Source organism: Sinorhizobium fredii USDA 205, from assembly GCF_001461695.1.
GTDB classification, from domain to species: domain Bacteria; phylum Pseudomonadota; class Alphaproteobacteria; order Rhizobiales; family Rhizobiaceae; genus Sinorhizobium; species Sinorhizobium fredii.
The window spans coordinates 1-23,582 of record NZ_AUTC01000194.1; the positions used below are offsets into that span (position 1 = coordinate 1).

Genomic DNA, 23,582 nt, shown 5'->3' on the forward strand with positions numbered 1-23,582 from the left:
GCTCATAACCTGAAGGCCGCAGGTTCAAATCCTGCCCCCGCAACCAACGATCCCTGCGAAACCCTTGTGCCATCCCGCACAAGGGTTTTTGTGTTTTTACTGCCAGAAGCCGCAGTCCTCCCCATCAGTTCCTCCAAGCCTTCTTGCCGGCCGCAAACGTCAGGATCGCGGCTAGACTAGGTCGCCGCGCAGAGAGCAAAGATCCGGTGGGTGGGCTTTCGGCCCGAAGCTGCGTTTCCGTAGGATCGCTTTGAAGTGCCGAAAGCGATCATCGGAAGGCCTGCTGGACATCCGATACCCGCCAGAAAGGGCGTTTGATTTCGACGATTTGGCGGCGCGGATCGCCAGCCTTCGCTCTGTCGCGGATAAGCGCAATGAAGTCAGCCTTAACAGCCGGATCGGACAAGAAATAGCTATGGCCAATGAAGCCGCCACCCGAAAACTCAATGAAATCGACCAACCCTCCCATCTGGGACCCTGCCCATCTGGACGCCGCCTCGCTCCTGTCCTTGGGAAGCCTGTCGACAGCGAGCTGCCCCAGTCGCAGGGCGCTGCCGAAGAGCAGCGTTGACGCCCCCAACGCTTTGTCCCCCGGAGACGAATAAACCGTGAGATGCAGAGGGCCTTGAGGCGGGACCGTGCTTGGCCTTGATTTGCTGCCGAACGCAAGGTTTGGATCCGATACCCACGCGAACATCTTGGAAGAAGCCACGTCGAGATCAATATCGGGAGCGAAAAACACCACATTGGCGAGCTTGTAGCGCTGCCACATTGAGGATCGGCTAACATAGGCTTCGATGCTGAGTTGCTGGACCACACTCGCGAGCACATCGGTTCCGCGGCTATGCGCCAAGAGGTGAAGCCGCTCGACACCCTGAGCTTCGGCGACGATGCGAATGGCTTTCTTAAGGTCCGCGACTGAAAACTCGCTCGACTCGCGGTCGATGTTGTAGCCAAAGAATAAGCCGCCGGAGCCTCCAGCAGGCCAAGTCAGGACAACGCAGACAAACTGGTTCTGCAGCGACCTGCAAATCTCGCCCGTGGTGAGCGCGGCGTCGTCGAAGCTGTTGCCGTATCCGTGAATAAAGACCAGGACTTCTTTACGATCGGCTGCTGCGAGACGACGAGCGACTTCGGCCTGCAGCGATGCGGCGGCCTGGTCGTGGGCCGCGACTGCCGCCAGCGGGCGGCGTAGCCCGTTTGCGGTCGCTTCAACGCCGTAAGGTGTCGCCGGAAACCGGCCAGTCTCGGAAACCGCGCTGACACGCAACCCACTTTTGCTGGGGGGAGATTTGTGTGTCGGGGTGATCGACACCGATCCGAAGCTCAAGAATATGGCTCGTTCGGCACCATAAGACAACGTGCCGTCCGAAGCGGTTACAGGTGCGCGGTCGGTAATGTAGAGGAGGTCGAAGGCTCCGGAACTCGGGTGGGACCGAACGGCCTGAAAGCTTTGCGACGCTGGGGACTCGGTAACGGGCAGCGTTGCAAGCTCCACGGGCTGCGTAGCACAACCAGCAAGGCAGGCAAGCAAGAGGAATCCTGCCATCGCCCGGCAAAAGTTTATTGATCCGACCTGTCCAATATAGCTGGTGAATCTGCGGCCAAGACCAGCAACGCAATAGCGACTTGCCACATGGTTTCCCCCTCCGGGTTGTTTCTATCGTGTTTTGCAACGTGCGTAAATCCGCTCCGGCGCGCTCACTTTGACCGCAGTTGGCGCAAAACTGACTTCTGCTACGGCAAACCGTTCCTGATCGTGCTCGACGACTCGAATGCCAGCCTCGACCATTGGCGACCCATGCCAGCGTCGCGATGGTCAGCAGTTAGATCGAACAACTGACGGCTCGATCGATGCGGCTTGGAGCGGAACGCGACGATGCAACTCAGGTCATGGTTCCCGGCGAACTGAAGGCGCGCCTCAACCCGAACGCGCGCTGTTTGCTGTCCGCCGAACGACCTCGAAGGGCAATCTGGGCCGGTGTCCGGTTACATCGCGCGAACCGATGTCGCGCCCATTCGCCGGACAAAATATCCTGAACCTTCGCATAGGATGCCTTCGAGCCGCTTTCACTATAGATGAAGCTTCAAAGGAAAATCTGCCGACCGATTGAGGCATAGGGGTAAGGCTGATGCTTTCCGTTCGGTTCGTCAATACGGATCCAGACGAGGGTGCCGGTGGAACGATCGCGCTGGTGGTGGCCTGGCCCGCGCTCTGGGACTTCAGCCACTCCCGCCGGCTGACCGACGCTGCGGTGCTCTCGGCGAACCGGTCCATCGACGAGCTGGTATTCACCGGCCCCGGCCTATACCGGCGCGATCCCGTGGCGGTGGCACCCGGAGGTCGTCGATGAGTACCGTCTCGTTCCTCAACATCGGCATGCACGGGTACATCAACCCAACGCTCCCGGTCGTGGCAGAGCTCGTCCGGCGTGGTCACACGGTGACCTACCACACCTCCCCCGCGTTCGCGGTCCAGATTGAGGCCGCTGGTGCGAAGGTCCACCTCTACTCCGGGGGCGACCTGCCCCTGCCGGATCCGCCAATCCCCCTCGCGATGCTGGAAGAGCTCGCGCGGACCGCCCTGGGGCTGCTGCCCGGGGTGCTCTCGGACCTCCGCAGCACCCGGCCCGACCTGATCGTCCACGGGGCGGCCTGTCCATGGGGCGCGGTGGCCGCGCGTGAACTCGGTGTCCCGGCGGCGGCGACGTTCACCACGTTCGCGTTCAACCGGCAGGTGCCCAGCCCCACCGGCATCTCCCGCGAGTTGGTGGCCGCCGCGGCGGCCCGTCCTCGTCTCGGCTGGGGCTTCGTTCGCGCCCGCTGGGCGCTCCACCGTGGCTACGACACCCGCGCGCTGCCCCTGACCGACCTGATGAACGCGCGCGAGCCGCTGAACCTGGTCTTCACTTCCAGCGCGTTTCAGCCCGGAGCCGCCGGGTTCGATTCTTCGTACCGGTTCGTGGGGGCGAGCGTCGGTTCCCGCCTGACTGATCCGGGGTTCGACGCCATCCGGCTGGAGGATCCCGTGCTGTATGCGTCGCTGGGCACGGTATTCGATGCGGGGCCCGCCCTGCTGCGGACCTTCGCGACCGCGCTGGCACCGCTGGGTGGCACCGTTGTCGTCTCGACCGGGCACACGGAACCGGCAGACCTGGGTCCGCTTCCGGCCAACGTGCTGGTCCGCCCATCCGTGCCGCAACTCCAGGTACTGGACCGGGCGGCGCTCTTCGTGACGCATGGCGGCATGAACAGTGTCAACGAGGCGATGTGGGCCGGGGTGCCGACGCTCGTCGTGCCACAGGGCGCGGACCAGCCGCTGGTGGCCCGGCGGGTCGTCGAACTCGGTGCCGGCCTCGCGCTCCGCACGGAAGACGCCACTGCGGAGACGGTGCACGCGCTCGCCCGGAGTCTGCTAAACGAGCCGCGCTTCCGCGAGGCGGCAGCCGCACAGCGCGCCGCACAGCAGAAGGCCGGCGGCGCCCGGCGTGCCGCCGACGAGCTCGAGCAGTACCTCGACGACGCACGCGGAGGCACCGCGACCGATCGAGCACGGGGGCGCTGAACCATGTCGACGACCGTTGTCGTCCTGCTGGTCCTCGCCGGGCTTTCCGAGAGTGCCGGGCGGGTGCTGCCCCTGGTGGCGCGCAGGCCCAAGTTGTCCCCGCGGCTCGTGGCCGGGCTGATGGTGACCGGCACCGTTGTCGAGGGCACGGTGATCGCGCTGTGGCCGCTCGCCGCGTGGACAGTCGCCGACCTGGTGCAGCCGGTCGTGGCGCCTGACGCGGCCCCGCTGTCTGGCACGACCGGGCTGGCCTGGACACCCGCCGTGGTCGCCCCGCTGCTTCTGGCCGCCGTCCTTGCGTTCCCGCTCCTCGGGCCGTTCCTGCACATCCTGCTTGTGACCGGTGTCGGGGCAGGGCTGGCCGGCCCGCTCGCCGGGGCGTCAGGACTGGGCTGGTGGCCTGCGGCTGGGTGCATTGCCATCGCGGGGATCGGGCTCGCCGCCACGGTCGAGGTGGTCCGACGGCTGATCGCGAGGATCATCGCCGGCTCGCGGCAGCCGGAGGCGATCGTATGAGCGAGCTCCTCCTGCTCATCGCCCTCCTGGCGCTCGGTCCGGTCCTGCTCGTCGAAGGCTTGCTCGCCCGCTACGAGCTGATGGTCTACACCATCGGCCGGCGCGCGCCGGCCGCCACGCTACCACCGGAGGTGCCCTACGCCAGGGGTGCCGATCCAGGGCGACCGCCGGACGCCTACGTGGTCTACCTGGACGGAATCGGCAAGCGCCGTTTCACCGATACGCGCGACGGCGGCCAGCTCGTCAAGGCGGTCATAGCCGGAGCACCGGAGCTGCGCGTGCTGGGCCAGGTCCAGCCTTACTCGCCCTTGGCAGAGCCGCTCGTGGGGCGCCCGGTGTGGGACTGGCTCCGGCGGCACGTCGGCATCACTTTGTTCCTGCACAACGTCATGCAGACCTTGGTGGCTGCCGACCGCCGGTACCGCCCGCTGTACAACCGGGCAGTGGGCGCCCAGATCGCCGACCAGCTCCGGCTCGCGGGCTACGAGCCCGCCAGCGGCATCCCGGTCGTCCTGCTCTGCTACAGCGGTGGCGCCCAATCGGCCACCGGCGCGGTCGAGGAGCTCTTCATCCAGCTCCGCGCTCCGCTGTGGTTGATCACGCTCGGCGGTTTCCACAATGGAACCAACGACCTCACGCATGCGCTCCACCTGTACAGGCTCACCAGCGCGAACGACTGGATCGAGCGGGTTGGCGTCGGACTTTTTCCCCAGCGCTGGCGCCTGTGGCGGCGCAGCGCCTGGAACCAGGCCCTGGACGCTGGGAAGATCACGGTGCACTCGCTCGACCCGGCAGCCCACGTCGGCCCGCAGAGCTACATCAGCCCGACGGCGCGGCTCGCCGACGGGCGCAGCCATCTCGACCGCACCACCGAGACCGTGATCGAGATCATCCGGCGCGACTGCACGACAAAAATCCTCGAAAGGAGATAAAGCGGTGGATTGAGGCTGAAAGCGTCCGGTTTTGTTGCAACGGCTGAACGCAAGGTGGTCAGAAGGCGCGGAACCTAGCCGCTGCGCTGAAATCCTTCTGCCCAGAAGCATTCCAAACGGTTGGGATTGGAGGGGCCGGAGGTTCGAACCCGTTCAAGGCGAGGGATTCGAGATCGGCTTGCCGCCGTGTCGCTCGGGCAAGCGCCGATCGTCTCAAGCGAAGGGAAAGCCGAATTCTTCCGCCAGAACCGAGCTTCCGCTGTGGATCGACCTTTCACGTTCCTCAGAGGTCGCAAGCGAGGCGACTTTATCCCGCCTGTAGTGCGGCTGAAGATGCGACGGAAACCTCAGGCGCCGTCGAGTTGCACGTTGGATAGTTGCAGCCAAGGCGGGTTGTCGGCGTACATCTCGCGAATGAGCTGCTTGATCTCTTCGACCCTTCCCTTCGCATCGTCGCGCCTGAAACTCATGATGATCGGCGATGTGGCGTTCTCGTCTTTTATGATGCGGTAACACACGTCGTCGGGTCTTTGCCGTTGCGACGCTGCAGGGATGACGCACAAGCTCACGCCTGCCGCCACGATACCCAATGCCGTCTGGATTTCACGGACCTCTTCGACTGTGCCAGGAGAAATGCCTTGCTCCGTCAACATATTGAGGACCTCGTCGGCAAAGCTCGGACGTGGGGCGGACGGATAGACGACCAGCGGTTCCCCCTCCAGTTCGGCAAGCGCAATCGGGTCCGAGGAGAGCGACTTCGGATGCCCCTTGGGAAAAGCGACGACCAGTCGTTCTTCTCGAAGCGTCAGCCTCTCGATCTCCCTATCGTTGAAGCGGACCCTGCCGAAGCCGAGATCGATCCGCCTCTCCTTGAGAGCGGTGACCTGCTCGGTCGACATCATTTCTCGGATCTCGATGTCAAGATCCGGCCAGCGCTCGCGCATTCGGCGGACGAGGTCCGGGATGCCGCCATAAAGGGTCGAGCCGACGCAGCCGATGACATAACGCTCCCGCCGGGACAAGCCGATCTTGCGCGTCTGCTCGCGCATGTGTTCGGTCCGGGCGATGATCTGTCCGGCCTGCTCGTAGAAGAAGCGGCCGGCCTGTGTCAGATCGAGAGGACGGTTCGACCGGTCGATCAGCAGAACGCCGAGCTCGTCCTCCAATTGCTGGATCTGCCGGCTGAGGGGCGGCTGTGCGATATGCAGGATTTCCGCGGCACGCGAGAAGTTCCGCTCGCGCGCGACGGCAAGAAAGTAGCGCAGCTGCCTCAGCTCCATGATTATACCTCTCAGGTATCAAATCCGACTTTTATAGTTTTGGACTGATTCAAAAGTGGGCGCTAATTTCCCAGTCCTCAAGGGAGGAAAGCCGGGTGTCCACGGAAATCCGCATCAGTGCGATCGAAACAATTATACTCGATCTACCTACCATCCGGCCCCATCGGCTGTCGATGGTGACCATGAACCGGCAAAGCATGACCATCGTCCGCGTCCGCTGCTCCGACGGCTTCGAGGGGCTCGGAGAGGGGACGACGATCGGCGGTCTTGCCTATGGGCCGGAAAGTCCGGAAGGCATGAAGTTGACGATCGACGCGTATGTCACGCCACTGCTGATCGGCCGTGACGCGACGCGCGTCCAGGCTGCAATGGACCTCGTCGCCAAGGCGGTAAAGGGAAACCACTTTGCCAAGTGCGCCGTCGAGGCGGCCCTGCTCGATTGCCATGCGCGCCGCCTCGGTCTGCCGATGTCGGAACTGCTCGGTGGGCGGCGCCGCGACAGCCTGCCGATCGCCTGGACGCTCGCCTCCGGCGACACTGCCAAGGACATCGACGAGGCGCAAGCCATGCTCGACCGGCGGCGTCACAAGGACTTCAAGCTGAAGATCGGCGTAAAGTCGATTGACGATGATATTCGCCATGTGAGCGCCATCCGCAAGGCGCTGCCGAACTTGGCCTCCATCCGCGTCGACGTGAACATGGCGTGGCGGGAACGGGAGGCGCGCAACGCAATCGCAGCTCTGGCCGACGCCGGCTGCGTGCTGGTCGAACAACCGGTAGAGGGGATCGCATCGCTCGCCCGTCTGCGGCGGGTTTCCCCGATCGCCATCATGGCTGACGAGGTTCTGGTTGGGCCGGAAAGCGCGCTCGAGGCGGCGACTGCGCGGGCTGCCGACGTCTTCTCGATCAAGATCGAGCAGGCGGGAGGGCTGTTTGCCGCCGCCCGGGTGATCGCCATCGCGGAAGCCGCGGGCATCGGCATCTATGGTGGCACCATGCTGGAGGGGCCGATCGGCACGATCGCCGCTTCTCAGTTGATGGCAAGCGTCAAGGAACTGGAATGGGGCACCGAGTTCTTCGGTCCGCTGCTGCTGACCGAGGAGCTTCTGGAAGAGCCGCTGCGCTTCGAGGACTTCGAGCTGCAACTGCCGAAGGGTCCCGGGCTCGGCGTGATGCTCTCCGAGGAAGCGGTCAACCGTTTCCGCAGGGACGGCAAGCACGCTTCGACCTTGCGTGTGGTGGGGTGAGACGATGCTTTTTCATGTGCGAATGAACGTGAATCTTCCCCACGACCTGCCCGCTGCCGAGGCGGCCGATGTCGTGGCCCGCGAGAAGGCTTATGCGCAGGAACTGCAGCGTACAGGCAAGTGGCGACACATCTGGCGGATCGCCGGTCAGTACGCGAACTACAGCGTCTTTGACGTCAGGGACAGTGCGGAATTGCACGAGGTTCTGTCGGGACTTCCGCTGTTCAAATTCATGGACATCGAGGTGACGCCGCTTTTGCGGCATCCCTCCGCGATCCGCGAGGACGACAGCTAATGCCGTCGTCAGCGATGCTCCCGGGAGGACGGGAGCCGACGCAGTTTCAAAACAATCCAAGTGGAGGAATCAACATGAACGTCAAGATTTTCAACAGGCCCGACATTCAGGACTTCCTGAAGGTCCTCAGCGGCTTGGACAAGGACGGCGGCAATCCACGCGTCAAAGCGATCGTCCATCGAATCGTGTCCGACCTGTTCAGAGCGATCGATGATCTCGACATCACTCCCGACGAATACTGGGCCGGCATCGCCTGGCTCAATGATATCGGTGCCGGCGGCCAGGCTGGTCTGATCTCGCCCGGTCTCGGCCTTGACCACTTCCTCGATGAGCGTCTCGACGCGATTGATGAGGCGCTCGGCATCGACAACCCGACCCCGCGCACGATCGAGGGTCCGCTGTACGTGGCCGGCGCGCCGGTATCGCACGGCTTTGCCCGTCTCGACGACGGCACCGACGCCAACGGCCACACTCTCATCATGCATGGCACCGTCCATGGGGCCGATGGCAAGCCGCTGCCGGGCGCCACGGTGGAGGTGTGGCACTGTGATACGCGCGGCTTCTATTCGCACTTCGACCCGACCGGAAAGCAGGCGCCGTTCAACATGCGCCGCACGATCGTCACCGACGAGAACGGCTGTTATAAATTCCGGAGCATCGTACCGCATGGCTACGGCGTACCGCCCGGCAGCCCGACCGAGCAACTGCTTTCTGCACTTGGCCGCCACGGCCAGCGCCCGGCGCATATCCATTTCTTCATCGGCGCCGACGGCCATCGCAAGCTGACGACCCAGATCAACATCGACGGCGATCCTCTGGTCAACGACGATTTCGCCTATGCGACGCGCGACGGTCTGGTGCCGGCCCTTATCGAACGGACCGACGAGGCAAGCATAAAGGCCAACGGCCTGAGCGGTCCTTTTGCGGAGATCGAGTTCGACATTCACCTCACGGCCCTCGTGAACGGCGTGGACAACCAGATCAACGAGCAGCGCAAGCGCGCGGCCGCGTAAGCGGCGACGCTGGCGGCCGAGGCAGGACCGCCGGCTCCAACACCATCGATCATCGACATTGTTGCAAAGATTGCGCCCGTAGCGCGCACTTTGCGGGAGGTAGGTCATGTCTGCAATTATCGATAAAGCCCGGGACCTCGATCACCTGCTCGCCACCGCCGTTCAGGACGACATGGAAGCCGGCATATTCCGCTGCCGCCGCGACATCTTCACCAACGGAGATCTGTTCGAGCTGGAGATGAAGCACATCTTCGAAAGCAACTGGGTCTATCTGGCCCATGAAAGCCAGATCCCGGAGAACAACGACTACTACACGACCTCTATCGGTCGTCAGCCGGTCGTCGTGACCCGCGACAAGAACGGGGAACTGCACGCCGTCATCAACGCCTGTGCTCACCGAGGAGCCATGCTGTGCCGGCGCAAGCACGGCAACAAGGGCAGCTTTACCTGTCCGTTCCACGGCTGGACCTTCTCCAACGCCGGCAAGCTGCTCAAGGTCAAGGACGAGAAATCCACCCAGTATCCGCCGCAGTTCGGCAAGGAAGGCTCTCACGACCTGAAGCGCGTGCCGCGGTTCGAAAGCTATCGCGGCTTCCTGTTCGGCAGCCTCAAGGAGGACGTGCAGACGCTTGAGGAGTTCCTCGGCGAGACGAAGGTCATCATCGACCAGATTGTCGATCAAGCTCCGAACGGCCTCGAAGTGCTGAGGGGCAATTCGTCCTACATCTACGACGGCAACTGGAAATTGCAGATGGAGAACGGCTGCGACGGCTATCACGTCAGCTCCGTGCACTGGAACTACGCCGCCACCATGGGGCGGCGCAAGGAAGAGGGCACGAAAGCGGTGGATGCCAACAGCTGGAGCCGTTCCGTCGCGGGCGTCTACGGCTTCGAGAACGGTCATATCCTGTTGTGGACGAACACGATGAACCCGGAGGTCCGTCCGATCTACAGCCACCGCGGCGAGATCAAGGCACGCGTCGGCGAGGACAAGGCGGATTTCATCGTCAACCAGACCCGCAATCTCTGCATCTACCCGAACGTCTTCCTGATGGACCAGTTCTCGACGCAGATCCGCGTGACGCGGCCGATCAGCGTCGACAAGACCGAGATCAGCATCTTCTGCTTCGCGCCCAAGGGGGAAAGTGCCGCCGACCGCGCGATGCGCATCCGCCAGTACGAGGACTTCTTCAACGTCTCCGGCATGGGCACGGCCGACGACCTGGAGGAGTTCCGCGCCTGTCAGGCTGGCTATGCCGGCACCACCGCGCTGTGGAACGACCTGTCGCGCGGCGCCCCTCTGTGGATCGACGGTCCGGATGAGAACGCAAAACGCATGGGCATCAAGCCGCTTCTGTCCGGCGAGCGCAGCGAGGACGAGGGCCTTTTCGTCCGCCAGCACGAATACTGGGCCAAGGTGATGCAGGAGGCGCTGGCCGCCGAAAAGAAGGGAGCCGTCGCATGAGCATTTCCTATGATGCCATCTGCGCCTTCCTCTATCGGGAGGCGCGTCTTCTGGACGATCGCGTGTGGGACGAATGGCTGACCTGCTACGCGTCCGACGTGACCTATTGGATGCCGGCCTGGGATGACGACGATCAGCTTACCGAAGACCCGCAGTCGCAGATCTCGCTGATCTACTACCCAGACCGCGATGGCCTGGAAGACCGCGTGTTCCGCATCAAGACCGAGCGTTCCGGCGCCTCCACGCCGGAACCGCGCACCAGCCACAATGTCACGAATGTCGAAGTGCTGGCGGCCCGGGGCGACGAGGTCGACGTGCGCTACAACTTCCACACGCTGAACCATCGCTACAAGGTCACCGACCATTTCTTCGGCACCATGTTCGTCACGCTGCGCAAGAGCGAGGACGGGCTGCTGATCTCGAACAAGAAGATCGTGCTGAAGAACGACTACATCCGACAGGTCATCGACGTCTATCACATCTGAGGGGCGTCGCCGACCGGTACAGGGACATTAGGAGGGTTCCATGGCCTGCTACAGGATTGCATTGAACTTCGAGGACGGGGTGACCCGCTTCATCGAATGCAAGGATGGCGAGAAGGTTCTCGATGCCGCCTTCCGCAGCAAGATCAACCTGCCGATGGACTGTTCCGACGGCGTGTGCGGCACCTGCAAGTGTCGCGCCGAGAGCGGCAGCTACGATCTTGGCGACGACTTCATCGACGATGCGCTGACGGTGGACGAGGCCGAAAGCGGGCTCGTGTTGACCTGCCAGATGAGGCCGTCCTCCGACTGCGTGATCGCCGTGCCGACGACGTCGCTCGCGTGCAAGACCGGACAGCAGAAGATCTCAGCGACAGTGGCGCGCGTCAGCTCATACAACGACGCGGCCATCCTGCTGGAGCTGGACGTGGATGCCGCACCTGCCTTCCTGCCCGGCCAGTACGTCAATATCGAGGTGCCGGGCAGCGGGCAGAGCCGTTCCTATTCGTTCAGCTCGGCGCCCGTCGGAGGGCGCGTCGCCTTCCTCATCAAGAAAATACCCGGCGGGCTGATGAGCGGCTGGCTGGAGCGTGCCGAGGTCGGCACGAAGCTCGATCTGACGGGGCCGCTGGGGAGTTTCTACCTCCGCGACGTCCAGAGGCCGCTGCTGTTTCTTGCCGGCGGCACGGGGCTCGCGCCGTTCCTGTCGATGCTGGAGGTGCTCGCTCGCGAGAATTCTCAGCAGAAGATCCATCTGATCTATGGCGTGACGCGTGATCTCGATCTGGTTCTCGTCGATGAGATAGAGGCCTATTCTGCGCGCCTGCCCAACTTCAGCTTCACGACGGTTGTGGCCGAGGAGGTCTCGAGCCATCCGCGCAAGGGCTGGGTCACCCAGCATATGCCGGCCGAGGTGCTGAACGGGGGCGACGTCGACGTCTACTTGTGCGGTCCGCCGCCGATGGTCGATGCCGTGCGCAGGCATTTCGACGACAACGACGTGAAGCCGAACAGCTTCCACTACGAGAAGTTCACGCCCAATGCCGCGGCGAAGGAGGCCGCATGAGCGCGCCCCGCTTCGCGGACCGCTTCGCCGGCAAAGTGCTGGTTGTAACCGGTGCTGCGCAGGGCATCGGCCGCACCGTGGCGATCCGCGCCGCGGAAGAGGGAGGACGGGTCGTCTTCGTCGACCGCGCCGACTTCATCGCCGAGGTTGCAGCCGAGGCCAGGGATGCCGAAACCGCTGCTTTCAATGCGGATCTGGAAACCTATGAAGGCGCGGCTGCCGCAATGCGTTTTGCCGAGGAACGGTTCGGCGGCATCGACATCCTGATCAACAATGTCGGCGGTGCGATCCGCATGCGACCCTACGCGGAATTCGAGCCGTCGCAGATCGATGCCGAAATTCGCCGCTCGCTGATGCCGACGCTTTACTGCTGTCACGCCGTCCTGCCGCATCTGTTCGCCCGCGGCGGCGGCACGATCGTCAACGTGTCGTCGAATGCAACGCGCGGCATTCACCGCGTGCCCTATTCGGCGGCCAAAGGCGGCGTGAATGCCATCACCCAGTCGCTGGCGATGGAACTGGCAGAGCGCAACATTCGCGTGGTGGCAACCGCGCCGGGGGGCACGGAAGCGCCGCCGCGCCGGATCCCACGCAATGCCGTCGGCGATACCGCCGACGAAAAGGGCTGGATGGCCGACGTCGTCCGTCAGGTGAAGGAAACCAGTTTCCTGAAGCGGTACGGCACCATTGAGGAGCAGGCGGCGCCGATCCTGTTCCTAGCCTCCGACGAAGCGTCCTACATCACCGGCAGCGTGCTGCCTGTGGCCGGGGGCGACACCGGCTGAAGCTTGAGACTTGAATGCGTAACGGACTCGGGGAGGAGTGATCATGCGCACCATCGATGTGAATGAGGCAATAGACAACAATCCGTTCGGGGGTTTCCAGTGGTTGGTTGTGGGGCTCTGCGCCCTGCTGCTGATCGTCGACGGCTATGACGTGTTCGTCGCCGGCACCGTGTTGCCGACGCTGATCGCCGAGTGGGGCCTGAGCAAGCCGCAGGCCGGCGCCCTGCAGGCCTGGGCGTTGTTCGGCATGATGTTCGGTGCCCTCTTTTTCGGACCGCTTGCTGACAGGATCGGCCGCAAGAAGGGCATTGCCATCAGCTTCGTGCTCTTCACGGTGTCCACGCTGCTGACCGGCTTCGCCAGTTCGCCGGGCGAGTTCAAGATCTTCCGCTTCGTCGCCGGTCTCGGATGCGGCGGGCTCATGCCGAATGCGGTGGCGTTGATGAACGAATACGCGCCGAAGCGCCTTCGCGGCACCATGGTGGCTCTGATGTTCTCCGGTTATTCGGTCGGCGGCATGGTCGCGGCGGGCCTCGGCATCGGCCTCATCCCGCAGTTCGGCTGGAAGCCGATGTTCTTCGTTGCCGCGCTGCCGCTGCTGATACTGCCGGTCATCCTGTGGAAGCTGCCGGAATCGCTGGGCTTCCTCATCCGTCAGGGCGAGCAGGAGAAGGCCAAGCGGCTCTACGCGAAGATTGATCCCTCCGCGCGCCTTGGCAACGACGACACGCTGGTCTTTACCGAAGCCAAGGGCGCTTCCGCATCCGTGGCAGAGTTGTTTCGCCACCAGCGCACCTTGCGCACCCTCATGCTGTGGGTGGCCTTCTTCTGCTGCCTGCTGCTCGTCTACCTGCTGTCGTCCTGGCTGCCGAAAGTCCTGCAGGAAGCCGGCTATGCCGAGAGAGCCAGCCTCCTGAGCCTCTTCTCCCTCAATTTTGGCGGCATGGTCGGAGCGATCGCCGGCGGCTGGCTCGGCGACCGGTTCGGTCTGCCGAAGGTAGTGGTCGGCTTCTTCGTTGCCGCTGCCCTGTCGATCGCGCTGATCGGCTTCAACCCGCCCGCCGGGCTCTTGTTCCTGATGGTGTTCGTTGCTGGCGCCACCACCATCGGCACGCAGATACTGCTCTATGCCAGCGTCGCCCAGCTTTATAACCTGTCCGTCCGCTCCACGGGGCTCGGCTGGGCTTCCGGCGTCGGCCGCATCGGCGCCATCGTCGGCCCCACCCTGGGCGGCGTGCTCTTGGCGATGGAATTCCCGCTCCAGCAGAACTTCCTGATCTTCTCCATCCCGGCGGCGATCTCGGCTCTGGCGATGCTGGTGTTCGCAATAACCAACGCGCGCCGCGCCGTCGCCGTGCAGCTTGCCGCGGCATAGGGAGAGGAAGCATCGGCAGCGGCGCGGTCATCCGGCTCGCCGCTGCCGAGCACCCTTCTGCCGACGATCTACCGCGAGTGTCTGACTTATGCCTTATCTCGATCTTGCCAGTCATCGCCTCCACTACCGTATCGACGGCGACACGCATGATAGCCAAAGCAAGCCCTGGCTTATCTTCTGCAATTCGCTCGGCACCGACCTGCACATGTGGGACGCGCAGGTGGCCGGACTTTGGCAGCATTTCCGCATGCTAAGGTACGATCGTCGTGGGCACGGCCTGTCGTCGGTGCCACCGCCGCCATATGGACTGGCCGACTTCGGCAACGACGTGCTTGCGCTGCTCGATGCGCTGCAAATACGGCGCGCGCATTTCTGCGGTCTGTCTATCGGCGGTCTGACGGGGCAATGGCTGGGTATTCATGCCGGACACCGCCTTGGCAATATCGCCCTCTGCGCAACATCCGCCAAGATCGGTACGGCCGAAAGCTGGATCGCGCGCAGCGACGCCGTGCGGGAGAGCGGACTTGCGACACTGACCGCCGCCACCGCCGAACGCTGGTTCACTCCGAGCTTCAACGCAGTCGAACCCGGCACTGTCGGCAAGGTTCTCGACAGTTTTGTCGCCACGTCGATCGATGGGTATGTCGGCTGCTGCGCGGCTCTGGCCGGAGCCGACCTGCGGGAGGATATCGAACGGATTGCCAATCCCCTGCTTGCCGTTTCCGGCGATGACGACCCGGTGTGCCCGCCAGCCGACCTGGAAGACATTGCCGTGCGTGTGCAGCGTGGCCGGCATCTGTCATTGCCGGGCCGGCATATCGTAAACATCGAGTCGACCCGAGCATTCAATGACGCACTTCTGGAGTTCTTTGACAGCAGGATGGCAGATATGAGCGACGCAAAGCTTTGATGCGCGGAGGAGCATTTGGCAGAATTCGCTTCCTCCATTTGGAGCCCGATTTCGTCCCATTTTCATCTCGGTGGGCGACCAAGAAAGATCCGGACGATCCACCGCCGGGGCCGCAAGGGTCAGACGAATACGCAAAAGACGTCGATCATGATGAAGCGACCAGATGACGTCACGCCCTGATGAGTTTGGCTGGTATACTTCCTCTGAGAACAAAAAGCCAGGCTAGCTCAATTCGATTCTCAGTCTGTATGCGCTGAATGTGATTTTACGAAGATTTTCTTGATGAGAAGTCTTTGTCGCCTCAGAAAATTTTTTCATATTTATATATATAGATCCGATGACGTGGCGAAAGTTTTTATTATGGAAATGAAAATTTCGCACGATTAATTGTCTTATATATTTTTATCATAAGTATCTGATTGTTTGTTTACATTAATTAGTTTGAGGCGCATTGTAAGAAATCTGGATTGCCATTGGCTCCTGGTCCGAGCGCGGGCCCGCAACGATCCCGATAATCAACCTGATTAGAGGGAATGAAATCATGACACTCGATCAAATTCTTGAACGGACAAAGCCCTACGCGATTGGTTTAGTCGTTGGGCTTATCGCCGCGCCGACCATCGGTTTCAACGCTGGATGGATTACCACCACCACTGCCAGCACCCTGGCGGTAGAGACGGCCAGAGTGGATGCGCTTGCGGGCATTTGTTCAACTGCGGCAGGGCGAATGGCCACTGCCAGCAGCACCGACCTCGCAACATTTAAGGGCTACGACAACCGTGCAAAGCGCGACGAACTCGTAGCAGGCATTATGGCCGATATCCAAGTTCCAGCGGACGTCCTCGGCAAGGTCAGCACGAGTTGCAGTCGCTCACTATCCTGAAGCGCAGCGGACGCCGCGCTTTGGGCCCAACCAGAACGAAAATTAGGAGGTCGCTATGAGAAATCTCATTCCCGCCCGCTTCTATACCTACGATTTCACGCGACTGTTCGTATCGCTTGCCTTCACTCTGGCGATTGCCGTGATTGTCTATTCGATCCTGTTCGGAGGCATCCTGTAGTCGTCTGATCATGGGCGCATCCGCCCTACGAAGCTGGAAAGCATCCGGGACGGACGTTCGGGGTGCAGCGCGTTGAGCGGAAACTGGTAGGTCATCCCGACATCAGCTCTTCATGCGAGTAAAATGGGCCTGGCATTTGGAAGTCGGGACTTTATCCATGACGCAAGCTCAGGCTTTCGCCTTCGCCATTCTGATCGGCCTGATGGTCGCTTTCGTATGGGGACGGCTTCGCTACGACCTCATTGCGGTTCTCGCGCTGCTTGCCGCAGTGTTCACCGGCATCGTGCCGCACAAGGCAGCGTTCTCCGGCTTCGGGGACGACATTGTCATCATTGTAGCCAGCGCGCTTGTCGTAAGCGCCGCGATTGAGCGCAGTGGTGTCATAGGGGCATTCCTCCATCGCGTGGCGCCCAGCGTGACCTCTGTGCAGGCTCAGGTTATTATTCTCGTGACGACCGTCTCGGTTCTCTCCATCTTCATCAAGAACATCGGCGCACTGGCGATGATGATCCCAGTCGCATTCCAGATGGCGCGCCGGTCGAAAGCTTCCCCTTCGTCCTTTCTCATGCCGATGGCGTTCGGTTCATTGCTTGGCGGGCTCATCACCCTCATTGGGACATCGCCGAATATTGTCGTTTCCCGGATGCGCGAGGAACTGACGGGCCGACCGTTCAACATGTTCGATTTCACGCCTGTCGGCATGGGGCTTGCCGCAGCGGGGGTAGTCTTTTTGGCTTTTGGCTACCGACTGCTTCCCCGGGGGCGCGAGGCGGTCCCGACAATGGAGAAGGCGCTTGACATCAAGGACTACATGACAGAGGCACGCATTACTGCGAAGTCGACGGTTCTCGGCAAGTCGATCAGTCATTTGTCGACCTTGTTGGACGAGGAGGTCCTGGTCACCGGCCTTGTTCGCAACCGGGTCGAGCGCCTGATGCCACGGCCGGACGTCGTCCTTCGTCAGGGCGATATCGTTCTGTTGGAAGGAGACCCTCAAGCGCTGGAGCGAGGCATCAGTCGCGCGCGTCTGGAACTGGAGGGGCACGATCGCCCCACGGAAGCAAAAGGAGTCGACGAGGAGATTGCCGGAATTGAGGTGGTGATCGGCCCGAGATCGGTTCTGATCGGGCAAACCGCCAAGCGCTTGGCGCTACATGATCGCTTCAATATCAATCTTCTCGCGGTGAGCCGGAGCAGCAAGCGCTTCACCGAGCGTTTGCGCGACATCGCGCTAAGACCAGGCGACGTTCTCGTCTTGAAGGGCGATCTGGTGCTTCTCCCGACCAGGCTGATGGAACTCGGTCTTCTTCCGTTGGCCGGGCGTGAGATCCGCTTGGGGAATCCGCGAAAGGGCCTGATTCCGCTGGTGGTCCTGGCTGGTGCCATGGTGCTAACGGCATTAGGCCTGCTGCCCGTTGCCACAGCCTTCTTTGCTGCTGCTGTCCTGACGGTAATGCTCGGTTCACTTTCGCTTCGGGAAGCTTACGAGGCTGTCGATTGGCCCATCTTGATAATGCTCGGGGCTCTCATTCCCGTGAGCGAGTCGATCCGTACGACCGGTGGTGCCGACCTTATCGCCGGCCGCCTCGCTCAGATTTCCAACACCTTGCCTCCCTACGGCGCCCTTGCAATGATCATGGTGGCAGCAATGGCGGCGACGCCGTTTCTGAACAATGCAGCCACCGTACTCGTGATTGCCCCGATCGCGGTAACGCTTGCTCAGCGCCTTGGCTACAATCCGGATGCGTTTCTGATGGCAGTCGCTGTGGGGGCGGCCTGCGATTTCCTCACCCCTGTTGGACACCAGTGCAACACCTTGGTGTTGGGTCCCGGCGGATACCACTTCGGCGACTATTGGAAATTGGGGCTGCCGCTCTCGTTCATTGTGGTCTTGCTGGGCGTGCCTCTGATCATGTGGTTTTGGCCGCCCGTTTAGCGCGCAAGCATCGTTCCACCTCGTCGGTCGTGAAGCGAGGGCGGGTAGGCGCCGATTCAGACTGGAGAAATGCGGGTCGGCAGACGTCAGCCCAACTCCCATAAGGCGAGGAACGACGACGACCACGCTGTGTTTGCGAGGCTGAGCGCCAAGAGCGTGCTGAGCAACAGGACAATGCGGAATCGCACGAATGGCTAAGTAGGCCGATCTGCCCTGCGTTTTGAGCGGCAAGTGTTCCAGGCGGTTATTGCAAGGCCGGCACCTCATAAGTCCACACCCGGAACGACTTCAGGACGTGCGGCCCGAACGAATTGATGAGGGGGACATCGGCCGCGTCCCGGCCGCGCGCAACCACGATCCTGCCGACTCGCGGCGTATTGTTGCGCGGATCGAACGTGTGCCATCCATCGTCCAAAAAGACCTCGATCCAGGCACTGAAATCCATCGGATCGACGACCGGGGCGCCGATGTCGCTGAGATGACCGTTGATATAGCGTGCGGGAATGTTGAGGCAGCGGCACAGTGTGATGGCAAGATGGGCGAAGTCGCGGCAGACACCGACGCGCTCATGAAAGACTTCGAAGGCCGTCCGTGTCGACCGGGCCTGCATGTAATCGAAGCGGATTTGGTCGTGGACGAAACCGCAGATCGCTTGCACGCGCCCCCAACCGGGTTCGACCGCGCCGAAGATGTCCCAAGCGCTCTGGCTGAGACGGTCGGTTTCGCAATAGCGGCTGCCCATGAGGTAGGCGAGGCAATCATCCGGCAACTCCGGCACCGGGAGTTCCTGGGCGGCTGGCATCACTTCGTCCGGCTTGCCGTCGTCCTCGATCGTGGCATCGCCCCATATCGTCAGGTCGCCCGCCGGTGCAACAAGCCGCCGGCATCGGTTTCCGAAGAGATCGCGATAGGTCGATGTCGGCACGTCGGGCGCGGTGAATGTCGTTTCAGGAACCCGGATATCGGCCGCGCGATCCTCGTGGACCGACAGCAGGCATACCAACGCGGTCGGTTGCTGGCAGTTCAGCGTGATCTCATAACCATAGCGGATCAGCATCTGGATCCACCGCTAGCGGAAATCGGCGGCGGTCAGCGTGTAGGAATCGCGGCGGCCACTGGAATAGGCCTTGCGTGCGACATCGTAGATGGACGGGCGCAACGCGTCGAAAGCGGAAAGGAGCTTCGATTCCGAGACTTCCGACCTGCGCAATTCGGCATCCGCTATCACGAGCGCCTCGGCCTCGACGAAGAACCGCACCTCGAACATACCGTCATGGCCGATGAAACGGACGGCGTTTCGCTTTTCATCGAGGCTGCGGATCGGATTCGGAAATAACAGCGTCATCATCATCGAGCCTCTGTTTCGCGACGCGGGCCGCAGGGCCTGCCGCCTTGCATGCCCCGCGGGCATATGGATGAAGGCACCGAGACGTTGCCCGGCACATGGGAGGCGTCTGCGTCGTGAGGCTGGTCATGGCGGCGCTCCGCAGGAGCACATGAGGCGGCCCCCATCCTAACATGATCCGTGGTCAGCGCTCGAGTGTCCATGCCAGGTTCGAACGAAGCAACACGACGCGCCCAAGCGGCCAAGGCATTCGCATCAAATCCGTGGTGAATGGCGGATCCTCTGACGCGAAGCCAAATCGCGCTAGCCCCAGCCAAATCAACGAGTTGCTTATATGTGGGCCCCGATTGGGTTTTAGACAAGGTCCGCGGAGTCTTTGTTTTCGGCTGACAGTCGAATGAGGTCTCAATTGAATGCAATTGACTCCGTTGATTCGCCGTTTTGACGGCCCGAAGGCCTCTCATCCGCTGCTCCGCCGAACTGATCCTATGTCTGAAGGTCGCCAAGATTACAGACGGCGGAGGAGCCAGGAACATTGAGACGCAGGCAGCGTTTAGATTCAGAGCCCTCATGCACTGGGAGGTGATGATGAGAAAGCACTCCCGTGAGATATCGCCTGAGGTGCGCGCGGCGATCAGCGCGTTTCTGGGCGCGTGTCAGAAAGAAGCCCGGCCATTTGCGACCGCGGAAGCCCTTGGCGCAGTGCGGCGCGTTTTCCCTGATCTGGATATTTCAGATAGAGACCTCATGGATGCCATCATCAGCGAAGCATCCTTGGCGGGTTTCGACGTGAACACTCCGGATCCTGCTTCCGCGGCGCGGATGAGGGATTCGCTTGAAGAATGGGATAATGAAGGCGGCGCAATCAATAAACGGCCGCGCAGCGAAACTCAGGGCAGGAGTGGCAATGACACGGAATGGCAGGAGGCGACGGGCAAGAATGAGCTGTCCTAGGGAGCGGCTCAGGAGTTCGACAATCGAGCCTTATGCAATTCAACCAAGGCGGACGCGCAGTCCTGCTGACGCCTTCGCCTAATTCGCGCGCAACGGCGGAGACCCAAGTGTTCCATTCCGATTTCCAAGTGCCGGCCGGTGGCGTCGGCTGACACGAATTGCGGCACGCTCCGCGCACTTCAGAATACGTCCAGAGAGCTGAGCAACGAGACTACGCCGACGACTACAACGACGATCTGAGCCATCTGCTTCATCGTCGAGTCAATCGGAAGCTTTTGCACGAGGTACAGCACTAGGGCAATGACAAGGAACGTGATCAGGATGCCGATTATGATGGGCATGCCCAGGTCCTCTTGAAAGGAAAGCCTTTCCGGCAGTGAAGGCGTAAATATGGCTGAGTTATGTAAAGGGAAGGGCGGCGTGGGCGCGGCACAGAAAACCGCGCCGGGACTATCGGCGCCGAGGTGGGCCGCGCGCTGCGCTTCAGCGGGCGACAAAGAATCCTGCGCATTTTCCTGCCCTCGGCCATGCCTCGATCGCAATGGGCGTGCATTTGGGGCTGATCTATTCCTGGCTGGCGACTGTCGCAGCGGGATATTTGCTGGCGGTCGGCCCTGGAGTGGGTGGTCTCATTATTACCGGGAGGGAGCGCTTTGACATGGCGCTCGTGATGCTCGGCGTTCTGATCCTGGGCTCCGTCGGCTTCTTCCTCAATCGCCTCGACTATGCGCTGGAAAGCCATCTCTTGCGTTGGCGTCCTCAGCAAGGGTGAGTCTCTGCGTCCGATGAACGGAACGCCCAGCCTCGCCCTGCGTTAACAATGGACACTCAGACGATTATGAGACGAAAACGACATGGATGATTTCAGAACCCTCGACCGCCTGCGCCGCGCTCGCGAAAATCTTGATCTGAGGTTGAGCGTCATCGAGTGCTTTCAGTGGGACGGAGAAGACGACGGCTCGGCCGATGAACTTCGCCGGATGATCGACGAAATCTCCGAGGACATAACAAGACTCGAAACGAGGACGCGCAGTGTGATGTGGTGAATCGCGGTCGAATGATCCAAAGATCGCTCGATGGGCTTTGCGGCCAAGACCAGGGTTGCCGTGACTGTTGAGCCCTTGCGACGGCGGCCTGATCGAGGATTGTCCGGATCATATGGCTCCACGGTTCATGCGACCGGGCGGTGATTGCGTCGCGGTGATTCCGCTCCACATGAAAGTCAGTCCCGGCGAAGCCCGCGATCCCCGGCAAGCTCGAGTGCCTAGTCCGTAGCGGCGACGGCATTTTCAATCACACGAGGCGCACCACCAACGGCTGGGTCGGCGGCCAGCCAAAACGCCAGGAAGATCAAGTTCGGCACCGTCTATTATATTGCGCGCCCATGCGCACAGCGCACCCGTACGGGTGCCTTCGTCCGACGGCCGGTTGCCTTCATTCCTGTCCATCGAGGAAGAACCGCACCATTTGACAAGAGGCATCCGGACCATGAGGGTCCGTATACGTTCCAGCGGAATGGCCGCCGGACCAGGCATGGCCGGCACCGTCCACCAGCCAGTATTCGACTGCGGGCCTTCCCGCAGGGTCCGCGACAATGGTTCTCGCATAGGTCCGCCCGCTGGCGGATCGACCGGACTCCTTCCGGACGGCGCATCCCACGCCAGTCGGCGCTGCCGCCGCGACGATCCGATCGGCATTGGAGGGATGGACGGTCCGATCCGCGCCTCCTTGGAAGACGATCGTCCGGAGCCGGTGCCCATTGGCGAGCCGCTTCGGACGGGGTGCAAGACCGCCATCGCCGCGCATCGCGGAGAAAGCCGACATGACATCGTTGGCCGATCCGTAGGGCAGGCCGGAATGGATCCCCGCGGCTGAATAGAGATCGGGATAGGTCTCGCCCATGACCGCCGCCATTGCGCCCCCTGCCGATAGGCCTGCCACGAAGACTCGATCGCGATCGAGGCCGAATTCCGCCATGATCTCCTTGGTGATCCCGGCAATGATCGAGGGTTCTCCCCCGTCGCGCATCTGGTCGGCGGGCCTGAACCAATTCCAGCAGGACGACGCATTGTCAGCCCCGCTTTGACGGGGATAGGCAACCGCCAGACCGTGAGTCTCGGCGACCGCGTTCATGCCGGTTCCTGCAGCAAAGTCTTCGGGATCCTGCGTGCAGCCATGAAGCATGACGACAAGGCCGCGCGGCCGATCGGGTGCGGACGCGGGAACGTAGAGCCTGTAGCTTCGCGAGCCCGCGGGGCAGGTGAATGCTCGCGCCAGGAACTGTGCCCCCTCCGGGATGACGGGCTGGCGGACGTGTTTCGCGGTGCCCGGCAGGCCCACGTCGTGTAGCGATCCGAAAACGCCGGACGCCAACCGACTCTCGCGCAAGATCCGTACCGTTTCTCCCAATGACTTCCGCAACCTTCTCGACGCGGCGCCATCGCCAACCCTTTCGGCGGGCTCTTCGGCCTCAGGCTTTGCCGATAGCTCGATGATCTCCGCATCCGGATCGACCGGAAAGGGGGTGGAACGCTGATTTGGCGGCGGTGGTGTGATGTCCGGATTTGTCGAAGTGCGCGTATCGGGGGCCGATCGGCCGGCCAGTGCATCCTGGATCACGCGTGTCGCCTCGGCGAGGTTCAGGGCGCGCGTGGACCGTACGGCACGGCGCATGGCCGTGGCAAAATCGTCATTCATGGACTTGTCCTTGTTGGTCGGGCCGCAGTCCTATCGGATACGTTCGGCCAGCGCTGATTTCAGCTCTGTGCTGGCTTGGAGCGCGCCGAGCACGGTGATGGATTCAATTGTTGCCAGAGCAAGTTCCGGTGTGACGTCGGGCGCGATGCGGGCAAGCCCGACCACCTTGATGTGAATTCTTTCGCCGGCCGCCTTCAGCGATTCCAGTTCGGCTCTGCTGTAGTCGCGCAAACCCAGCTCCAGCGTGTGCCGGACGATCGACTGCTTGACGGCTTCGGCCTCGGCTGCAAGCTGGTTGCGGATCGCTGTGCGGATGAAGTCGGTGCGATTGGAATAGAATCCTTCCTGCACCAGGAGGTCGATGCGACCGAGATCGACGTAACCGAGATTGATGGTGATCTTCTCCGATTCACCGCCCTTGTCGCGCAATTTGGAGACATTGTCTTTCATATCATCCACCATCCACATGGATGGTATATGGATGGTATTTTCTGCATTGCAAGAGCCGTGGTGTACTACGCCGCCAGAAAAGCACCTCGACTGGCCTCGAAGACTTTGTCACCAACTTGTTCGAAGCGTCATTCGACGGCCGCGAGGGCACAGCAGAGGCCGTCCGGTGACGGACGGCCTGGCTCATCATTGGCAAATTTATTTGTTT

At 62.0% G+C, this 23,582-nt stretch carries 25 protein-coding genes and 2 pseudogenes; 20 read left to right on the forward strand and 7 right to left on the reverse strand.

Translation table 11 applies throughout. From position 1 onward, the window contains the following. Positions 1-268: 268 nt before the first annotated feature. Complete coding sequence (locus N181_RS28180) at positions 269-1,549, reverse strand: alpha/beta hydrolase (RefSeq protein ID WP_153451860.1); 1,281 nt, start codon at positions 1,547-1,549, stop codon at positions 269-271. Positions 1,550-2,132: 583 nt separating this feature from the next. Here N181_RS28180 and N181_RS28185 point away from each other — a divergent pair. From N181_RS28185 to N181_RS28200, 4 genes are read left to right on the forward strand one after another with little or no spacing between them, the layout of a single operon-like run. Then, complete coding sequence (locus N181_RS28185; protein ID WP_014330440.1) at positions 2,133-2,354, forward strand: hypothetical protein; 222 nt, start codon at positions 2,133-2,135, stop codon at positions 2,352-2,354. Next, positions 2,351-3,565: a macrolide family glycosyltransferase gene (locus N181_RS28190; RefSeq protein ID WP_014330441.1), complete on the forward strand. Its 1,215-nt coding sequence runs from the start codon at positions 2,351-2,353 to the stop codon at positions 3,563-3,565. The genes N181_RS28185 and N181_RS28190 overlap by 4 nt, the downstream gene beginning before the upstream one ends. 3 nt (positions 3,566-3,568) lie before the next feature. Next, the gene (locus N181_RS28195; protein ID WP_037399235.1) at positions 3,569-4,081 is read left to right on the forward strand and encodes a hypothetical protein; all 513 of its coding nucleotides are present in this window, start codon (positions 3,569-3,571) and stop codon (positions 4,079-4,081) included. After that, positions 4,078-5,013: a hypothetical protein gene (locus N181_RS28200; protein WP_014330443.1), complete on the forward strand. Its 936-nt coding sequence runs from the start codon at positions 4,078-4,080 to the stop codon at positions 5,011-5,013. The genes N181_RS28195 and N181_RS28200 overlap by 4 nt, the downstream gene beginning before the upstream one ends. Before the next feature lie 347 nt (positions 5,014-5,360). Here the strand turns inward: N181_RS28200 and N181_RS28205 are convergent, their stop codons facing one another. Continuing rightward, positions 5,361-6,293 (reverse strand): LysR family transcriptional regulator, encoded by a 933-nt coding sequence (locus tag N181_RS28205; protein WP_014330444.1) that lies wholly within the window; start codon positions 6,291-6,293, stop codon positions 5,361-5,363. Between the two features lie 95 nt (positions 6,294-6,388). Here N181_RS28205 and N181_RS28210 point away from each other — a divergent pair, with 95 nt between their 5' ends. The 13 genes and pseudogenes from N181_RS28210 (at position 6,389) to N181_RS28260 (ending at position 17,928) form a co-directional block, all read left to right on the forward strand. Next, on the forward strand, positions 6,389-7,540 hold the full coding sequence (locus N181_RS28210; RefSeq protein ID WP_014330445.1) for a muconate/chloromuconate family cycloisomerase: 1,152 nt from the start codon (positions 6,389-6,391) through the stop codon (positions 7,538-7,540). Positions 7,541-7,544: 4 nt separating this feature from the next. Then, positions 7,545-7,835, forward strand: coding sequence for a muconolactone Delta-isomerase (gene catC, locus N181_RS28215; protein ID WP_014330446.1), 291 nt, complete (start codon positions 7,545-7,547; stop codon positions 7,833-7,835). A 74-nt stretch (positions 7,836-7,909) separates the two neighbouring features. Continuing rightward, a complete protein-coding gene (gene catA / locus N181_RS28220) occupies positions 7,910-8,848 on the forward strand; it encodes a catechol 1,2-dioxygenase (RefSeq protein ID WP_037399232.1) in 939 nt (312 codons plus the stop codon). Positions 8,849-8,954: 106 nt separating this feature from the next. Next, on the forward strand, positions 8,955-10,313 hold the full coding sequence (locus N181_RS28225; RefSeq protein WP_014330448.1) for a Rieske 2Fe-2S domain-containing protein: 1,359 nt from the start codon (positions 8,955-8,957) through the stop codon (positions 10,311-10,313). Beyond that, complete coding sequence (gene benB / locus N181_RS28230; RefSeq protein WP_014330449.1) at positions 10,310-10,798, forward strand: benzoate 1,2-dioxygenase small subunit; 489 nt, start codon at positions 10,310-10,312, stop codon at positions 10,796-10,798. Before N181_RS28225 ends, benB begins: the two co-directional genes overlap by 4 nt. Before the next feature lie 40 nt (positions 10,799-10,838). After that, positions 10,839-11,861, forward strand: coding sequence for a benzoate 1,2-dioxygenase electron transfer component BenC (gene benC / locus N181_RS28235; RefSeq protein ID WP_014330450.1), 1,023 nt, complete (start codon positions 10,839-10,841; stop codon positions 11,859-11,861). Further along, positions 11,858-12,646, forward strand: coding sequence for a benzoate diol dehydrogenase BenD (benD, locus tag N181_RS28240; protein WP_014330451.1), 789 nt, complete (start codon positions 11,858-11,860; stop codon positions 12,644-12,646). Before benC ends, benD begins: the two co-directional genes overlap by 4 nt. 43 nt (positions 12,647-12,689) lie before the next feature. Then, positions 12,690-14,021, forward strand: coding sequence for an MFS transporter (locus N181_RS28245; RefSeq protein ID WP_014330452.1), 1,332 nt, complete (start codon positions 12,690-12,692; stop codon positions 14,019-14,021). Positions 14,022-14,109: 88 nt separating this feature from the next. Further along, positions 14,110-14,931 carry a 3-oxoadipate enol-lactonase gene (pcaD, locus tag N181_RS28250; protein WP_014330453.1) on the forward strand — a complete coding sequence of 274 codons (822 nt, stop codon included), beginning with the start codon at positions 14,110-14,112 and terminating at the stop codon, positions 14,929-14,931. 3 nt (positions 14,932-14,934) lie between these two features. Continuing rightward, a pseudogene (locus tag N181_RS35620) lies at positions 14,935-15,108 on the forward strand (IS1595 family transposase); the annotation flags it as partial. 364 nt (positions 15,109-15,472) lie between these two features. Further along, on the forward strand, positions 15,473-15,814 hold the full coding sequence (locus N181_RS28255; protein ID WP_014330454.1) for a hypothetical protein: 342 nt from the start codon (positions 15,473-15,475) through the stop codon (positions 15,812-15,814). A gap of 55 nt (positions 15,815-15,869) precedes the next feature. Beyond that, positions 15,870-15,992 carry a hypothetical protein gene (locus tag N181_RS35280; RefSeq protein WP_014330455.1) on the forward strand — a complete coding sequence of 41 codons (123 nt, stop codon included), beginning with the start codon at positions 15,870-15,872 and terminating at the stop codon, positions 15,990-15,992. A gap of 157 nt (positions 15,993-16,149) precedes the next feature. Beyond that, positions 16,150-17,928, forward strand: a complete 1,779-nt coding sequence (locus N181_RS28260; RefSeq protein WP_014330456.1) for an SLC13 family permease — start codon at positions 16,150-16,152, stop codon at positions 17,926-17,928. A gap of 244 nt (positions 17,929-18,172) precedes the next feature. On the opposite strand, the gene N181_RS28265 is transcribed toward N181_RS28260, so the two are convergent. Beyond that, positions 18,173-18,985 carry a transglutaminase-like domain-containing protein gene (locus N181_RS28265; RefSeq protein WP_014330457.1) on the reverse strand — a complete coding sequence of 271 codons (813 nt, stop codon included), beginning with the start codon at positions 18,983-18,985 and terminating at the stop codon, positions 18,173-18,175. Between the two features lie 12 nt (positions 18,986-18,997). Next, positions 18,998-19,273 carry a DUF1488 family protein gene (locus N181_RS28270; protein ID WP_037399255.1) on the reverse strand — a complete coding sequence of 92 codons (276 nt, stop codon included), beginning with the start codon at positions 19,271-19,273 and terminating at the stop codon, positions 18,998-19,000. A gap of 570 nt (positions 19,274-19,843) precedes the next feature. Here N181_RS28270 and N181_RS28275 point away from each other — a divergent pair. Continuing rightward, positions 19,844-20,237: pseudogene (locus N181_RS28275) on the forward strand (hypothetical protein); the annotation flags it as partial. A 169-nt stretch (positions 20,238-20,406) separates the two neighbouring features. Here N181_RS28275 and N181_RS35395 read toward each other — a convergent pair. Further along, complete coding sequence (locus N181_RS35395; protein ID WP_086018639.1) at positions 20,407-20,568, reverse strand: Thivi_2564 family membrane protein; 162 nt, start codon at positions 20,566-20,568, stop codon at positions 20,407-20,409. Positions 20,569-20,768: 200 nt separating this feature from the next. Between N181_RS35395 and N181_RS28280 the strand changes: the two genes are divergently transcribed. Next, positions 20,769-20,999: a hypothetical protein gene (locus N181_RS28280; protein ID WP_014330460.1), complete on the forward strand. Its 231-nt coding sequence runs from the start codon at positions 20,769-20,771 to the stop codon at positions 20,997-20,999. An 82-nt stretch (positions 21,000-21,081) separates the two neighbouring features. Beyond that, positions 21,082-21,273 (forward strand): hypothetical protein, encoded by a 192-nt coding sequence (locus tag N181_RS28285; protein WP_014330461.1) that lies wholly within the window; start codon positions 21,082-21,084, stop codon positions 21,271-21,273. A 388-nt stretch (positions 21,274-21,661) separates the two neighbouring features. Here the strand turns inward: N181_RS28285 and N181_RS28290 are convergent, their stop codons facing one another. Both N181_RS28290 and N181_RS28295 read right to left on the reverse strand, forming a co-directional pair. Next, positions 21,662-22,924 (reverse strand): extracellular catalytic domain type 1 short-chain-length polyhydroxyalkanoate depolymerase, encoded by a 1,263-nt coding sequence (locus N181_RS28290; RefSeq protein WP_037399226.1) that lies wholly within the window; start codon positions 22,922-22,924, stop codon positions 21,662-21,664. A 30-nt stretch (positions 22,925-22,954) separates the two neighbouring features. Further along, positions 22,955-23,374, reverse strand: a complete 420-nt coding sequence (locus N181_RS28295) for a CopG family transcriptional regulator (protein ID WP_014330463.1) — start codon at positions 23,372-23,374, stop codon at positions 22,955-22,957. Positions 23,375-23,582: the final 208 nt, after the last annotated feature.

What these genes read in the sequence shown, in the direction of transcription:
- N181_RS28285 (WP_014330461.1), top strand. Translation starts at nt 21,082, where the DNA reads ATGGATGATTTCAGAACCCTCGACCGCCTGCGCCGCGCTCGCGAAAAT.
- N181_RS28295 (WP_014330463.1), bottom strand. Translation starts at nt 23,374, where the DNA reads ATGAAAGACAATGTCTCCAAATTGCGCGACAAGGGCGGTGAATCGGAG.
- pcaD (WP_014330453.1), top strand. Translation starts at nt 14,110, where the DNA reads ATGCCTTATCTCGATCTTGCCAGTCATCGCCTCCACTACCGTATCGAC.
- N181_RS28195 (WP_037399235.1), top strand. Translation starts at nt 3,569, where the DNA reads ATGTCGACGACCGTTGTCGTCCTGCTGGTCCTCGCCGGGCTTTCCGAG.
- N181_RS35395 (WP_086018639.1), bottom strand. Translation starts at nt 20,568, where the DNA reads ATGCCCATCATAATCGGCATCCTGATCACGTTCCTTGTCATTGCCCTA.
- N181_RS28270 (WP_037399255.1), bottom strand. Translation starts at nt 19,273, where the DNA reads ATGACGCTGTTATTTCCGAATCCGATCCGCAGCCTCGATGAAAAGCGA.
- catC (WP_014330446.1), top strand. Translation starts at nt 7,545, where the DNA reads ATGCTTTTTCATGTGCGAATGAACGTGAATCTTCCCCACGACCTGCCC.
- N181_RS28280 (WP_014330460.1), top strand. Translation starts at nt 20,769, where the DNA reads ATGGGCGTGCATTTGGGGCTGATCTATTCCTGGCTGGCGACTGTCGCA.
- N181_RS28245 (WP_014330452.1), top strand. Translation starts at nt 12,690, where the DNA reads ATGCGCACCATCGATGTGAATGAGGCAATAGACAACAATCCGTTCGGG.
- benB (WP_014330449.1), top strand. Translation starts at nt 10,310, where the DNA reads ATGAGCATTTCCTATGATGCCATCTGCGCCTTCCTCTATCGGGAGGCG.
- N181_RS28290 (WP_037399226.1), bottom strand. Translation starts at nt 22,924, where the DNA reads ATGAATGACGATTTTGCCACGGCCATGCGCCGTGCCGTACGGTCCACG.
- N181_RS28200 (WP_014330443.1), top strand. Translation starts at nt 4,078, where the DNA reads ATGAGCGAGCTCCTCCTGCTCATCGCCCTCCTGGCGCTCGGTCCGGTC.
- N181_RS35280 (WP_014330455.1), top strand. Translation starts at nt 15,870, where the DNA reads ATGAGAAATCTCATTCCCGCCCGCTTCTATACCTACGATTTCACGCGA.
- N181_RS28265 (WP_014330457.1), bottom strand. Translation starts at nt 18,985, where the DNA reads ATGCTGATCCGCTATGGTTATGAGATCACGCTGAACTGCCAGCAACCG.
- N181_RS28185 (WP_014330440.1), top strand. Translation starts at nt 2,133, where the DNA reads ATGCTTTCCGTTCGGTTCGTCAATACGGATCCAGACGAGGGTGCCGGT.
- N181_RS28260 (WP_014330456.1), top strand. Translation starts at nt 16,150, where the DNA reads ATGACGCAAGCTCAGGCTTTCGCCTTCGCCATTCTGATCGGCCTGATG.
- N181_RS28255 (WP_014330454.1), top strand. Translation starts at nt 15,473, where the DNA reads ATGACACTCGATCAAATTCTTGAACGGACAAAGCCCTACGCGATTGGT.
- N181_RS28205 (WP_014330444.1), bottom strand. Translation starts at nt 6,293, where the DNA reads ATGGAGCTGAGGCAGCTGCGCTACTTTCTTGCCGTCGCGCGCGAGCGG.
- N181_RS28225 (WP_014330448.1), top strand. Translation starts at nt 8,955, where the DNA reads ATGTCTGCAATTATCGATAAAGCCCGGGACCTCGATCACCTGCTCGCC.
- N181_RS28190 (WP_014330441.1), top strand. Translation starts at nt 2,351, where the DNA reads ATGAGTACCGTCTCGTTCCTCAACATCGGCATGCACGGGTACATCAAC.
- benC (WP_014330450.1), top strand. Translation starts at nt 10,839, where the DNA reads ATGGCCTGCTACAGGATTGCATTGAACTTCGAGGACGGGGTGACCCGC.
- benD (WP_014330451.1), top strand. Translation starts at nt 11,858, where the DNA reads ATGAGCGCGCCCCGCTTCGCGGACCGCTTCGCCGGCAAAGTGCTGGTT.
- N181_RS28180 (WP_153451860.1), bottom strand. Translation starts at nt 1,549, where the DNA reads ATGGCAGGATTCCTCTTGCTTGCCTGCCTTGCTGGTTGTGCTACGCAG.
- catA (WP_037399232.1), top strand. Translation starts at nt 7,910, where the DNA reads ATGAACGTCAAGATTTTCAACAGGCCCGACATTCAGGACTTCCTGAAG.